The sequence below is a fragment of the uncultured Caballeronia sp. genome, assembly GCF_964243625.1.
Classification (GTDB): domain Bacteria; phylum Pseudomonadota; class Gammaproteobacteria; order Burkholderiales; family Burkholderiaceae; genus Caballeronia.
In genome coordinates this window covers 2,615-15,217 of the sequence record NZ_CAXTGZ010000093.1, presented here as the reverse complement: position 1 = coordinate 15,217, position 12,603 = coordinate 2,615, and the positions used below count along the sequence as shown (strand labels likewise).

The 12,603-nt window shown below is 60.5% G+C and carries 10 protein-coding genes; 7 read left to right on the top strand and 3 right to left on the bottom strand.

The annotated features are described in order from the left end of the window. Nucleotides 1–191, top strand: a 191-nt coding sequence (locus tag ACFFAR_RS08950) for a hypothetical protein (protein ID WP_375507777.1), incomplete at its 5' end; no start/stop codon positions are given. 535 nt (nucleotides 192–726) lie between these two features. After that, nucleotides 727–1,863 (top strand): YncE family protein, encoded by a 1,137-nt coding sequence (locus tag ACFFAR_RS08945; RefSeq protein ID WP_375507776.1) that lies wholly within the window; start codon nucleotides 727–729, stop codon nucleotides 1,861–1,863. A gap of 161 nt (nucleotides 1,864–2,024) precedes the next feature. Here ACFFAR_RS08945 and ACFFAR_RS08940 read toward each other — a convergent pair whose 3' ends face one another. Genes ACFFAR_RS08940 through ACFFAR_RS08930 form a run of 3 tightly spaced genes read right to left on the bottom strand, consistent with a single transcriptional unit; the run spans nucleotide 2,025 to nucleotide 7,521 of the window. Next, nucleotides 2,025–5,075, bottom strand: coding sequence for an efflux RND transporter permease subunit (locus ACFFAR_RS08940; RefSeq protein WP_174363959.1), 3,051 nt, complete (start codon nucleotides 5,073–5,075; stop codon nucleotides 2,025–2,027). Then, nucleotides 5,072–6,139, bottom strand: a complete 1,068-nt coding sequence (locus ACFFAR_RS08935) for an efflux RND transporter periplasmic adaptor subunit (protein ID WP_174363960.1) — start codon at nucleotides 6,137–6,139, stop codon at nucleotides 5,072–5,074. Before ACFFAR_RS08935 ends, ACFFAR_RS08940 begins: the two co-directional genes overlap by 4 nt. Nucleotides 6,140–6,147: 8 nt before the next feature. Beyond that, nucleotides 6,148–7,521 (bottom strand): TolC family protein, encoded by a 1,374-nt coding sequence (locus ACFFAR_RS08930; protein WP_375507775.1) that lies wholly within the window; start codon nucleotides 7,519–7,521, stop codon nucleotides 6,148–6,150. Nucleotides 7,522–7,676: 155 nt separating this feature from the next. Here ACFFAR_RS08930 and ACFFAR_RS08925 point away from each other — a divergent pair, with 155 nt between their 5' ends. The 5 genes from ACFFAR_RS08925 to ACFFAR_RS08905 all read left to right on the top strand — a co-directional run bounded on the left by ACFFAR_RS08925 (nucleotide 7,677) and on the right by ACFFAR_RS08905 (nucleotide 12,495). Further along, nucleotides 7,677–8,339 carry a response regulator gene (locus ACFFAR_RS08925; RefSeq protein WP_375507774.1) on the top strand — a complete coding sequence of 221 codons (663 nt, stop codon included), beginning with the start codon at nucleotides 7,677–7,679 and terminating at the stop codon, nucleotides 8,337–8,339. Then, the gene (locus ACFFAR_RS08920; protein WP_174364552.1) at nucleotides 8,336–9,691 is read left to right on the top strand and encodes an ATP-binding protein; all 1,356 of its coding nucleotides are present in this window, start codon (nucleotides 8,336–8,338) and stop codon (nucleotides 9,689–9,691) included. Before ACFFAR_RS08925 ends, ACFFAR_RS08920 begins: the two co-directional genes overlap by 4 nt. A gap of 228 nt (nucleotides 9,692–9,919) precedes the next feature. After that, nucleotides 9,920–10,687, top strand: a complete 768-nt coding sequence (locus tag ACFFAR_RS08915; protein ID WP_174364551.1) for a DUF4118 domain-containing protein — start codon at nucleotides 9,920–9,922, stop codon at nucleotides 10,685–10,687. After that, nucleotides 10,684–11,562 carry a carboxylesterase gene (locus ACFFAR_RS08910; RefSeq protein WP_075357533.1) on the top strand — a complete coding sequence of 293 codons (879 nt, stop codon included), beginning with the start codon at nucleotides 10,684–10,686 and terminating at the stop codon, nucleotides 11,560–11,562. The genes ACFFAR_RS08915 and ACFFAR_RS08910 overlap by 4 nt, the downstream gene beginning before the upstream one ends. Nucleotides 11,563–11,928: 366 nt before the next feature. After that, a complete protein-coding gene (locus ACFFAR_RS08905) occupies nucleotides 11,929–12,495 on the top strand; it encodes an undecaprenyl-diphosphatase (protein ID WP_375507773.1) in 567 nt (188 codons plus the stop codon). Nucleotides 12,496–12,603: the final 108 nt, after the last annotated feature.

Below are 12,603 nucleotides of genomic sequence, written 5' to 3'. Positions count from 1 at the left end.
TTTTCGTGTCTGTGATGCGGCTTATCAATGACACGCAGCGAGCGTTCGAGGGGATTGAGCAGGCGACTTGTTTGTTATCTCAAGCCTCGTCGTATGCGACGAGTGCGCATATGGAACTGGCACTCGCGGCGATTCAGGCTCTGTTCGTGACCATCGGTTGCTCAGGGGATGATCCGGAGGCGCATCTTTAGACTCGAGTCATGGCGCTGCGTCGAAGGTGGTGTGTGTAGCGTTACAACAAGAGAGCACGCGCCTCCATATTCTACTGGCGAAAGGCCGTGACGGGCATCGATGATGCGAGCGTCGACGTCGTCTGTTTTCCGGGAATCAGGGACATCCGGTTACGTACGCGTGCCGCGTTCTTTCAGCTTGATTATTGCAACATTAACGCCCCGTATCGAGCTAAGCGTCCCTTAAGGGAGCCTCAAGCATCGTACGTCGGCGCACTGTCTATTGCGCTGCTTCAACATCCCCGATCCGATCAACTTGCGTGATTCCTATCAGATGGTCTTTCCGGACAACCAGGAGATTGTCCCGGATTTTTAATTGTCGGGTCTGATCGGCGATAAGCAATTGATGTATTAAACGCATTAACGTCGCGAAGTTTTTAAATAACCATGAGCATTTTTTCTGAGTGTTGATCCAATGCTTCCCGTTGATCGATTTGACGGCAGGCGCGCATGCCGGTCAGCTGGGAATACCCAATTGCCATTTCAGGAGACAAAAATGAAAAGACGGATAAAGCAATACGGCGCATTAGTCGCCGCCGGATCGATGGTCGCTCTGCTGCTCGCCGCGTGCGGTGGCTCGGACAACGGCGGCGGTTCGACGCCCCATCTGATAACCAACATTGCGGTGCCCAACTCAGTAAGCCCTGCGTTCAGTTTCGACATCAGCTACGCAGACCAGGGCAAATACTTCTTGGCGGACCGGAACAACAAGGCCATCGATGTCGTGGATACGACCACCAACAAGCTCATCGCACAGATACCGGGTGGTTTTGCCGGCAATGGCGCAACAACCACGGATTCCGGGCCGGATGGCCTGATAGGCTTGCCAGGGACGAGCACGCTGTATGCGGGTGACGTCAATGGCGTCAAGGTTTTCAATACTTCTAGTCAGACTCTTACTAAGTCCATCCCGATCGCGACCACGGGTAATCGCACCGATGAAGGGTGCTTCGATCCGGACGACCACCTCGTTGCAGTGGCGAATCCGGCAGACACGCCACCATTCCTTACGTTCATCAACACGGACACGCAGGCTGTCGTGTCGAAGCTGAACTTCAACGGTTCGTCGGGCCTCGAGGCATGCGAGTACGACGCCAGCACGAAGAGCTTCCTGATCAACAACGACGGTACGGCAGTCAATCCGGACGGCGAGCTTGACCTCATCCCCGCGAGCTCGGTGACCGCGGGACAACCAGCTGTGACGAAAGCTTTTCCCCTCGGCGCGTGCGCACCAGCCGGACTTGCACTCGGACCGAATCAGGATGTCATGGTGGGCTGCGATCCTGGCGCCGGCGATCCGCTGATAACACTGATCCTCGACCGCACGAGTGGCGCTGTGCTGGCCAAATTACCGTTTGGCGGCGTCGACCAGATCGCCTATGACAAAACATCGAATCGCTATTTCCTGCCCGCGCGACATTGGGTGACGAGCGGCACGGCGGCGGCATCGGGGTTCACCCCGGAGATGGCAATTGTAGATGGCACTAGTCGGACGATCGTCGCTCAGGTCGCTGTTGGCACAGGTGCACATTCGGTCGCAGTCGATGGTCCGTCAGGCCAGGTCTATGTGCCGTTCCAAGCGGGCAGCGCGGCGTTCCCGAACGGCGGTATCTCAGTGTTCTCTGTGCATTGAATGCAACGTGAGTGCGTCGCTTCGTGCTGCATGCCGGCGACGCACTTGACCGACCCGTCACCACACGGTCTTGTCTCCAAACCGAGCGTCGGTGAATCCTGCGGCTGAACGACTCGGCTTCTTCCAGCTTTGAACAATCCGTTCGACGTCGCAGATTCACTTTAGAAGGCAGTCTTCTCTTTTAAAAACAGCTTCAGCAACGCCGGTAGCAGCAACAGCACAAGCGGCATCTGGATGATCAGCCCCGAGATGATCGCAATCGCGAGCGGCTGTTGCATGGCCGAGCCCTGGCCGTGTGCAAACGCAAGCGGCAGCAGCGCGAGGATTGCTGCGATCGTTGTCATGGCGATCGGGCGCAAACGGTTGCCGCCTGCTGTCACGATGGCGTAACTCAGGGGCATGCCTTCCTTGAGTAATCCCTGCAGCTCCGAGACATAAAAAATCGCAACCTCGGTCACGATGCCGATGATCATCGTCATCCCCATCATGGCCGAGATATTCAAGTCGATGCCTGTCAGCCACAAGCCGATGAACACCGCGCCCGTCGCAAGCAGAGGCATGGCGAGCACGCAGAGCGCAATCACGAATCGCTCGTAGAGAAACAGAAGCAGGGCGAACACCAGCGCCACGGCAGCGCCGAACACGGTCATCAGACCCTTGAACGCGATCTGTTGCTGCTGATAAAGCCCGCCCAGTTCGTAATACACGCCGGCGGGCAATAGTTGTTTGCCATCGAGCAGCTTTTGCACACCGGCGACGGTCGAGCCCAGATCACGTCCATCGATACGAGCCGTCACCGCGACCATGCGCTTGAGGTTGTCGCGGCTGATCTCGGGCTGACCCGTGACCACCACTTGCTCGGCCACGCGCGACAGCGCGAAGAGATGACCATCGGGCGCACGGATCTGTAGCTCGCCGAGTGCGGTATCGGTCATGTGCAGAGCACCCGCCACGCGCACGCGGATACCAATGGTCTTCGGTCCAACCTGGTATTGCGTCGCCAGGTTCCCTTCCACCATGTCCGACACAGCCTGCGCAATGCTCTGGATGTCCATGCCCTCGGCGGCCGCAGCTTCGGGCAGGATGTGCAATTCCAGCGCGTCCCCGGCCGGATTGATGCCGTCGTTGACGTCCACGATTCCCTGTACTTTGCCGATGGCCGCGGCGACCTTCCTGGCCGTGGCATCAAGCGTAATCTGGTCATCGGAAAAGATCTTGATCTGCACTGGCTGAGGCACGGCGGTGAGGTCGCCGATCAGGTCGTCCATGAGTTGCGCCAGTTCAAACGAAACGCCGGGAACGTGTGATTCGATGGACGTACGAATTTCTTCCATGACCGTATCAATAGGCTCCCGCTTGCCCGGCTTCAGCTTCACGAAGAAATCGCCCTTGTTGGGTTCCTGCAGGTCGCCGCCAAGCCCGGCGCCGGTCCGTCGCGAGTAAGTTGCAACGTTGGGGTTCGCGCTGATGATTGCCTCGACCTGTTTTATCAGCCGGTCCGACTCGGTGATCGAGGTCCCGGGTTCGGTGTGATAGTCAAGCACGAATCCGCCTTCATCCATGGACGGCATAAAACCGCTGCCGACCCGCGTAAAGGCCAATACAGCCACGACCACAAGCGGGATCAATCCGGCGAGAACAAACAAAGGGCGCGTCGCCACGCGTTTCACGAGCTTGTCGTATCGCAGGTTTATCCATCGTGCAAAAGGGGTTTCGCGATGTTCTTTCGCGTCTTTTGCCGTGAGCCAGTGATCGCATAGTATCGGCACGGCAAGCCAAGTGACGAGGAAAGAAATGAACAGGGCGCTTGCCATGGTGACCGAGAGCGCCTTGAAAAATGCCCCGGTTACGCCTGACAAAAACGCGAGTGGAACAAAAATGACCAGCGTAGCCGACGACGATCCCGCGAGCGGGCGCGTGAACTCCGTCGCGGCGGCCATCACGCGGCCCTGGAACGGCCGTCCGCCGCCTTCGCGCATCCGCCGCACGATATGCTCGATCATCACAATCGCGTCGTCGATCACAAGCCCGACCGCCGCAGCCATTCCACCGAGCGTCATGATGTTGAAGCCCATGCCGAAAACGTCGAGCAACAGGATGGTCGACGCCATCACGACCGGTACGAGGGCCACCGCGATGACCGTGATCTTCCAGTTGCGCAGGAAGGCGAATAGCGTGAGCGCCGCCAGCACCACGCCGATCAGGATCGCGTCGCGCACGCTGGTTGCCGAGGCCACCACGAGTTCACTCTGGTCGTACCAGTTTGCCAGCTTGACACCGGGCGGCATCTGTTGCCGAAATGATCGAAGACGGGCGCGGACTGCGGCGGCCATCGCAACGCTGTTCGCCCCGGGTTGCTGATAGATGTTGAGCAGCACTGCATCATGGCCGTCCGCGGTCACGCGCAGCCATTGCGGCAACGTGCCCTGCGTGACGGATGCGATCTCACCGAGACGGATCTGGCTGGCGCCGGGGCTCGACACGACCACATTGCGCAACGCGGCCACGCTTGTGACGGTCGAGTTTGCAATGACGAGATATAGCTTGTCGTGGTCCTCGATACGGCCGGTCGCCATCAGCACGTTGCTCGCGCCAATCGCTCGGGCGACGTCCGCCGCGGATAACTTGTAGACCGCCAGCCGCGCCGGATCGATGGCGACTTCGAGTTCGTCTTGCGCACCACCTGTGACTTCCACGCGCGCGACGCCCATAACCGACGACAACATGGGGCGCATCTGGAATTGCGCCAGGTCGTGCAACACGGTCAGCGACTGCTGGGCCGAGGTCAGGCTGTATGCCAGCACCGGGAACACGGTCGGGTCCATCCTGCGAACCTGCATCGAAGTGCCTGGGGGCAGCGTCGCAAGGATTTCACTGATCGCCGATTGCGCCTGCAGGGTCGCCTGGGCCATATCCGTCCCCCAGTCGAAGTTGATCGAGATTTCGGCTGCGCCGCGACTCGTTTTCGATGTGACATCGCGCACGTTGGGCACGCGTCGCAATGCTTCTTCTACCGGCGTGGTGACTAGCGTGGCCATCTGTTCGGCGGGACGGTCGCCGGCATCGAGTGAAACCACCGCGCGCGGAAACGCAACGTTGGGAAAGAGCGAGGTGGGCAACTGCAACCCCGTCAATGTGCCCGCAATAGCCAGGAGGGCGATCACGAACAGCAGCGAACGCCTGTGAGCTTGCATCCAGGAGCCGAACGTCATTGGGCGGCGCCCCCGGCAGCGTGGACGGTCATGCCGTCCTTCAACTCATAGTTGCCGCTGACAACGAGCGGCAGTGTGGCGTCGAGTGCGCCGTCAACGCCGTATCGATCGCCGTTTTCGATCACCGTCGCGACGTCGATCCGGTGCGCCTTGTTGTTTCTCGCGAGCTGGTAGACGTACGCGTGTTTGTCGTCCTTCAGCACGGCAGCGCGCGGAACGATCCAGTGGACGCCCGTGCGAGTCGCGATATCGGCGGAAACCTTCGTGCCCGGGATCAGCGGCGTACCGCTGACCGGCACGGCCGCGCCGATATCGAGCAACTGCGTCTGGGTATCGATGGCCGCGCCAACCAGCACCACGCGGCCGGTCACGGCGGTGTCCGCGAGGGATGCTGACAGGGCATGCAGCGTCACGGCGTCGCCGGCACGGACCGACGTGGCGCCAGATGGCTCCACGCCGAGCGTAACGTTCGAACGCATTGCGTCCGGGCTATTCGATGCCGCCAGTTGCAAAACAGGCGCGCCCGCTGCAACCTGCTCGCCCTGCCCGGCGGTGACCTGGATGACCACACCGTCCACCGGCGACTTCACGGTCGCATTGCCATTGCCAATGCCCGTGCCCATCTGCGCGGCGAGCGCTTGCCGGGCGTCGTCCAGTGCTTTTCTTGCCATGGCGAGTTGCGAGGTGGTGGCAAGCGATTGGTCGTACAACGCTTGCGTGCGCGCGAGCTCACCCTGGGCGAGTGTCGCTGCGCTTTTCGCCTGCGTAGCCGCAAGTGTGGCAGCAGGATCGGCCTGCACCACGAAAAGCGGATCGCCGCGTGTCACTTTTTGTCCTGCTTGGACGCGAAGCTGCACGATCCGCGCGACATAAGAAACGCTGACCGATGTCAGGTTCGCTGCCGTGGCGGCAACGACGCCGTAGCCGCGAACCGGCTGGGCAATCGAGCCACGCTGCACCGGGATGGTCTGCACCTGGACGGTGACGTCATCAGCGTGCGCGCCGAGCGAGACGCCAAGCGCGCAAATCAGGGCCCGCCGGACGGCGGAGGAAATTGTCTGCATGAGTGCGCTCACGAATGATCGTTTGAGAATGCGTCGGGAATGGCGCCGCCCAGCAGCGCCTGCAGGCCGATGCGCTGCTCGGTCAGGGACTCGCGCAAAGTGGCGATATCGACTTGCTTCGTTATGGCGGCGGCTTGCGCGTCGGTGTAAGCGCTCAGCGCCAGGTTGTGTTGGGCAAAGGCCGCGCTTGCGTGCCGCGCTGCGTGCTCGGCATCCGGCAATGCAGCTTCGGCGTCTGCGAGCTGGCGGGAAAGGATGGCGCCGTCGGCGCGCAGGTGGTCCACGTCGGCGAACGCCTGGTTGAGGCGGACCTGGTATTCGTCCTTCATCCGTTGCCGGGTGCTTTGCTCGATTGCCACATTGCCGCGATTGCGATTGAAGAGGGGCAGGCTCAGGTTGATCTGAAAGCCGGTCGTGTAGATGTTCGAGGTGTCGCGCGCCCGGTTGAAGCCGACCGTCAGCGTTGGAAACTGGCTCATGATCGCCGCACGGTACTTCTGTTCCTGCGCGTCGTAGCCCGCGCGCAGCGCAAGCAGATCGGGCCGGCGTTGTGGCAATGCCTCCAGCGCGTCGTCGAGGGTTGAGTCGGTGAGGGTGGTGTCGTTGAAATCTCCGACGAGCTGCAGTTGCACCGTCTGCGACAATCCCAGCAGCGCGTTCAGGTCGTGGTGGGTCTGTTCGGCTGCACGTTCAGCGTCCGTAAAAAGTTTTCTTTTATCGGAGTAAGAGGTCAGCGCCGCCGTGAGCGTGTCCTCGGTCAGGTTTCCTTCGCGTTGCGCGGCAGCCATGCGTTCATAACGCATGCGGGAGAGGTCGCGTTGCTGCTGAAGAAGGGGGAGCGTGCTCTGTGCAAAACGTGCTTTGACAAATAACTGGCGTGCTTGCGCCACGACCTGCCACTCTTGCCATAGCAGGCCGAGATCCGTCTTCGCCACGGTTGCATCGGCGGACTGCTTGTTGGCGCTGCGCGTGAGGATTGCAAGCACATCCATGCTCAGCCCATAGTTGAATGCGCGTGTTGCACCTGCCGCGCCCGGATAATCGCTGGAAACAGCCAGTTGCGGGTCGGGCAGCAAGCCTGCAGAGAACGCTTGCGCCCGGGCAATTCCCAAGTCGTCGCGCGCAAGTTTCAGGTCAGGGTTGTTGGCGACTGCAAGCATTGCGACCTCGCCGATGTCGAGACCATCCGATGGGTCAAAGGTATGCGTGGCAAGCTCCGGGAGCGGCATGCTGGCGGGATCGATACGGATCCGCTTGACGCTGTCCTGACTGGTCGAGGTGTTGACAGGTTTGAGAGGATCCGCGTGATACCACGTACAAGCGGCGAATGACGCCACGACCACGGCAGATCCGCACAGGCGCAATGATCGAAGAACAAGCATGAAGATAGAATCGCCAAGTAGGATCCCGATGCAGAAGAACAACGCGCCGCAGTGGCGCGCCGACGAGTCAGACGGGGCGAGTCTACGAATCGCGTGCTTAAGGAACGCTTAAGTTAAAAGCCCGGACAATGCGTTCCTTAAAAGGAGAAAATTCGATGCGTTTGCTACTGGTTGAGGACGACGACATGATTGCCGAGACGGTTGTCGACTTCATGCGCCGGGCGGGCTACGCCATCGATCACGCCGCTGACGGGCGGGCCGCCGACCTGTCCCTTGCCAATGGCGTGTATGACCTCGTACTGCTCGACCTCGGCTTGCCCAAACGCGACGGCATCGAGGTGCTGAACACCTATCGCCGCGCCGGCGGGGCGGCGCCAGTGATCATCCTCACTGCGCGCGATGCTGTCGACGAACGCATCCGCGGCCTCGACGCAGGCGCGGACGATTACCTGATGAAACCATTCGATATCGATGAACTCGCGGCACGGATTCGTGCCTTGTTGCGCCGGCGCACAGGACAAAAGCAGCCGGTCTATACGCATGGCGACCTGGCGCTGGATCCGGCTTCGCACGAAGCCACGAAAGCAGGCGTAAAGCTGCCGCTCGTGCCGCGGGAATTTGCGTTGTTGCAGGCGTTGATCGAAGAGCCGACGCGCGTGTTTCGCCGCCCGGAGCTCGAGGAAAAGCTCTATGGATGGGGCGAGGAAGTCGGCAGCAACACCATCGAGGTACATGTCCATAGCCTGCGTAAAAAGATCGGCACGCACGAGATCATGACAATTCGCGGCGTGGGTTACCGCCTGAAGAGGCTTGGATGAAGTCCATTCGGCGATGGTTGCTCGGCTGGCTGATCTTCGGCCTCGCCGTCGCGTGTCTGATCGCAGGCTACGGCATCTTCCATTCCGCGCGTCATGAAGCGGGCGAGCTGTTCGACTATGAACTGCGAACTGTGGCGCTGTCGATGCCCGCGAACATCGCGACAACCAGCGGCGCCGAGCAGCGCGAGCACGATTTCAAGGACCTGGCCGACGACCGGATTGCCATCGATATCTGGGATGCGGCCGGCGCGCTCGTCTATCACTCTGCGAAGGAGCCGGTGCTGCCGAAGCTCTCTGAAGGATTCCGGACGATCGAGCGCAATGAATATCGCTGGCGTGTTTTTGGCGTGCAACAAGCGGGCCGCTATGTGCAGGTTGCACAACCTTATTCAGTGCGTGACAACCTCGCGGCGCGTCTTGCGCTACGCACGTTGTGGCCGCTAGCGTTGCTTGTGCCCGTCACCATTGCTTTCGTGCTGCTGATCGTGGCCCGCGGACTTGCGCCAATCGGTGGCTTGTCGCGGGCGCTGGCGAATCGCTCGATCGAGTCGCTTGATCCGGTGGTGATCGACGATCGGGTGCCGGTCGAGATTCGACCGCTCGTCGACGCCCTGAATGATCTGCTTGAGCGACTCAACGTGGCGTCGAAGGCGCAGCGCACCTTCGTGGCCGATGCCGCGCACGAGTTGCGCACGCCGCTGACCGCGCTCAAATTGCAGTTGCAGGCCGCGAAACGCGATGCATTCGCCAGCTCCGACGCGCGCGTGGTCGAGCGTCTCGAGGGGCGCGTCAACCGCATCATTCACCTGGCGCAACAACTGCTGAGCATGGCGCGCGAGGACGCGTCGCATGAGAAGTCCATGATCCCCGTGAGCCTGCGCTGTGTCGCCGAGCAATCGGTATCCGATCTGTCGTTGCTGGCCGAGGCCAAGCAGATTGACCTCGGTCTTGACGCGCATGGACCAGCAGGGCCGGGCAGCGGGAATGATGCGTATTGCGTGCTTGGCGACGAACAGGCGCTGGGCATCCTTCTAAACAATCTCGTCGACAACGCCATCCGCTATACGCCGAGGGGCGGCCGGGTCGATGTCGTGCTAAAGCGCGACACGCATACCGGAGGGGTGTCGCTGGAGGTGGCTGACACCGGCCCCGGCATTGCCGACGACGAAATCAAACGCGTCTTCGACCGTTTTTACCGCGGGGCTTCGGTGAAGGAGCAAGGCAGTGGTCTGGGGCTCGCAATTGCATCGAGCATCGCGGTGCGTCACCGCGCGGAGCTCTGCGTGAGCAACCGGACCGACGGACCAGGATTGAGCATCAGGCTGAACCGGTTGCCGACAGTGCCGGCCTGACGCGTCTGCGTCGTCCCGTCTTTTCTTTCGTCGAAACGATCCGACCAATCATCACACGTAGTCAACGCATTTCCGATTTTCCGATGTTTTGCTCGCGTAAGCGTTCCTTAAGCAACGCGACGCTATGCTCGAGCGGGAATTGACGGAGTTCGCCAACAGCAGTTTCTTCCGTTTCACCCGCGTTTTCACCGGTCGAGGTTTGTGAAAACGCAACCCATACATCGCATCATGAGAATAAGAAATGCAAGGCGCTGGGCGCGGGGAGGCGCGCGGCCATGGCTCTTCGCGGCGTTGTCGCTCGTGGTTGCCTGTGGCGTGCGCTGGCTGCTGCACCCGATCATTGGCCCCATCATGCCCGGCACTGCGTTCTGTATCGCAGCGGCGTTGATTGAATATTATTTCGGCATTGCACCCGCATGCGTGGTCATGCTACTCGGCCTCGGAATCGCTGATTACCTGTTCGTACCGCCGTATGGACAGTTCGACGTACTCGATCAATCTGATCTTGCGCTGATCATTTCCTACCCGGTGGTCACCATCCTCGTCATTTGCCTGATCGAGCGCTTGCGGCGAGCGCAATTTCAGGCGGAGCTGCTTGGGCAGGTTGCGCAGTCGCGCTACGAAATGCTGCTGCGTCTGGACAACGAGCGTGCCATCGCGATCCGCGGCAACGACGAAACGCACCGGCTGCTGCGGCATTTGCCGCATTATCACCATGACATTGTGCTGATCAAGGCGCTCGATCGCAAGCACAGCGCGGTGTTGGGCGATAACGGCGATGGCGCCGGCATCCCGGCGGCCGTTGCACCCGGCTTTCTGTACGAGAAGGTCGCAACTGAAGATCTCAGGCGACTGGCAGCAATCATGCATGCGGGCACATACCGCGTGCGTCTTGCCCTGGCAGGGGGCGCCGAAAAAGCGGTCGACTGCGCGTGCGAGCGTTTCAACACGCACGTTGGCGATTTCATCGTCTGCCGCGTCGGGGAGCCCGTTTGACTGAAGGCAAACCTGTCCATCTCGAAGCCGGCAATCACGCCGTTCTCCTGCTGCATGGCCTGTCGAGTTCACCGCTGGAAATGCGTTTCCTCGCCCGTGCACTGCATCGCGAAGGCTTCACCACGGTCGCGCCGGTGCTGCCGGGCTATAGCGCCGGCACGCGTGAACAGCGCATGGAAGCCTGGGTCGCCGCCGCTGTAAGTGAATTCGACGCGCTGAGTTGCCGGTACACGCACGTCTCTGTCTGCGGCTTGTCGATCGGAGCGGCGCTCGCAATGGCCCTGGTCAGCAAGCGGCCATCGGCAAAGTCCGTCGCTCTGCTTTCGGTGACGCTTGACTACGACGGCTGGGCGATTCCCTGGTACCGGTTCTTGTTGGGCTGGGCCTATTTCACGCCGCTTCGAAACAGATGGCGGTATCGCGAGCAGGAACCCTTCGGTCTTCGCAACGAGGCGTTACGCTCGAAAGTGGCTCGCGCAATGCTCAAAGGCGATCTCAGCGAAGTCGGTCCGGCGACCATCTCTTTGAATGCACTGCACGAAGCCAGCCGCCTCGCGCGGAGCGTTCGCCGGATCGTGCCGGGCGTGAGCGCCGACTGCCTGATCGTCCATGCCATCGACGATGAAACCTCCAGCCCCGCCAATGCGAGATTTGTCAGTTCGCATCTGGCGTCGACGTTCATCCGCACGATCTATCTCGACGATTCGTATCACATGATTACATCGGACAACGAGCGGGAAACGGTGGCGCGTGAGGTAGTCATGTTCTTGCGCGAGAGTGAGGCGGCGGCTGAAGCGGGTGAGGGCGGCAAGGCGCCTGTGGTTTCAAAGGCGCTCGCTCGCCGGCTCAGGCAGATCGCAGCGTTAGCGAAGTAGCATGCATAAAGGGACGTCGTACGGCCAACGCTGCGATCCGCTGCTTGACGGTAGCCTTGGGATCAGTGACTGCTGCCGGCGCCGGTTTGTCGCGTACCTGCCGGAGCGCAGATCAGGGCCATGCTGGCATCGAGTCGGCGTGCGGCGGTCTGTCCACGTGCGCGCTTGTCGTTCGCGATGGTTTGCGCTGTGACGAGATCCAGATAGCTGACGGTGCCCGCCTGGAAGCGGTTTGTCGTCAGCTTTAGTGCAAGCGTGGCGGCGGATTAGGGCACCTAAGCGTTCGATAAGTTTCGGTCCGTACCATGCCACCGTTCCCCTTACTTCTCACACGCGATGAACACGTTAAATCTAAGGCTGTTTTACTTGATCAACGCCTCTTCCCGTCCAATACCATTTGTCGTTGAGATGGCGCACATATTTGCCGTATATGCCATATGGTTGGCGCCGCTTGCATTGATCTCGGGATGGCTTCGCGGAAACGACGTGTTGCGTCACCACATGGTGGAGGCTGCGTTGTCGACGGGTGTGGCGCTGGTGGCCGCACAAATCATCGGGATTGCGTGGCCGCAACAGAGGCCGTTCGTGCTTGGTCTCGGCACCAATTTAATGGCGCATTCGCCTGATGCGTCTTTCCCAAGCGATCATCTAACCTGTTTGTGGGGCGCAGCCTTCAGCCTCCTGGCATATAAACGCACGCGTCCAATTGGAACTGCGCTTGCATTGCTCGGAATACCGGTGTCGTGGTCGCGGATCTATCTTGGCGTGCATTTCCCGATGGACATAGTCGGCGCGGCTGTTGTGTCGGGCTTGAGCGCCTGGGTTCTGGCAAATACAGGGCGGCGTCCTGTTCAATTCATCGTGGCGGTGACTTCTCATGTGTATCGACCGATGTTTAAAATCCTCATCCAGCGGGGCTGGGTATTGCCATAAGAGAAAAAACGCGGCGCCCAGCTAGCAAGAATTCGACTCGATAAGCTCAAGGCTCACTTAGCATCATTCAGATTGAACCGGCTGGGAACGGGCGGGTTTCGAGCAGCA

Excerpts from the sequence above, each read along its gene's own strand:
- ACFFAR_RS08945 (WP_375507776.1), top strand. The coding sequence starts at position 727 with ATGAAAAGACGGATAAAGCAATACGGCGCATTAGTCGCCGCCGGATCG.
- ACFFAR_RS08940 (WP_174363959.1), bottom strand. The coding sequence starts at position 5,075 with ATGACGTTCGGCTCCTGGATGCAAGCTCACAGGCGTTCGCTGCTGTTC.
- ACFFAR_RS08935 (WP_174363960.1), bottom strand. The coding sequence starts at position 6,139 with ATGCAGACAATTTCCTCCGCCGTCCGGCGGGCCCTGATTTGCGCGCTT.
- ACFFAR_RS08930 (WP_375507775.1), bottom strand. The coding sequence starts at position 7,521 with ATGCTTGTTCTTCGATCATTGCGCCTGTGCGGATCTGCCGTGGTCGTG.
- ACFFAR_RS08925 (WP_375507774.1), top strand. The coding sequence starts at position 7,677 with ATGCGTTTGCTACTGGTTGAGGACGACGACATGATTGCCGAGACGGTT.
- ACFFAR_RS08920 (WP_174364552.1), top strand. The coding sequence starts at position 8,336 with ATGAAGTCCATTCGGCGATGGTTGCTCGGCTGGCTGATCTTCGGCCTC.
- ACFFAR_RS08915 (WP_174364551.1), top strand. The coding sequence starts at position 9,920 with ATGAGAATAAGAAATGCAAGGCGCTGGGCGCGGGGAGGCGCGCGGCCA.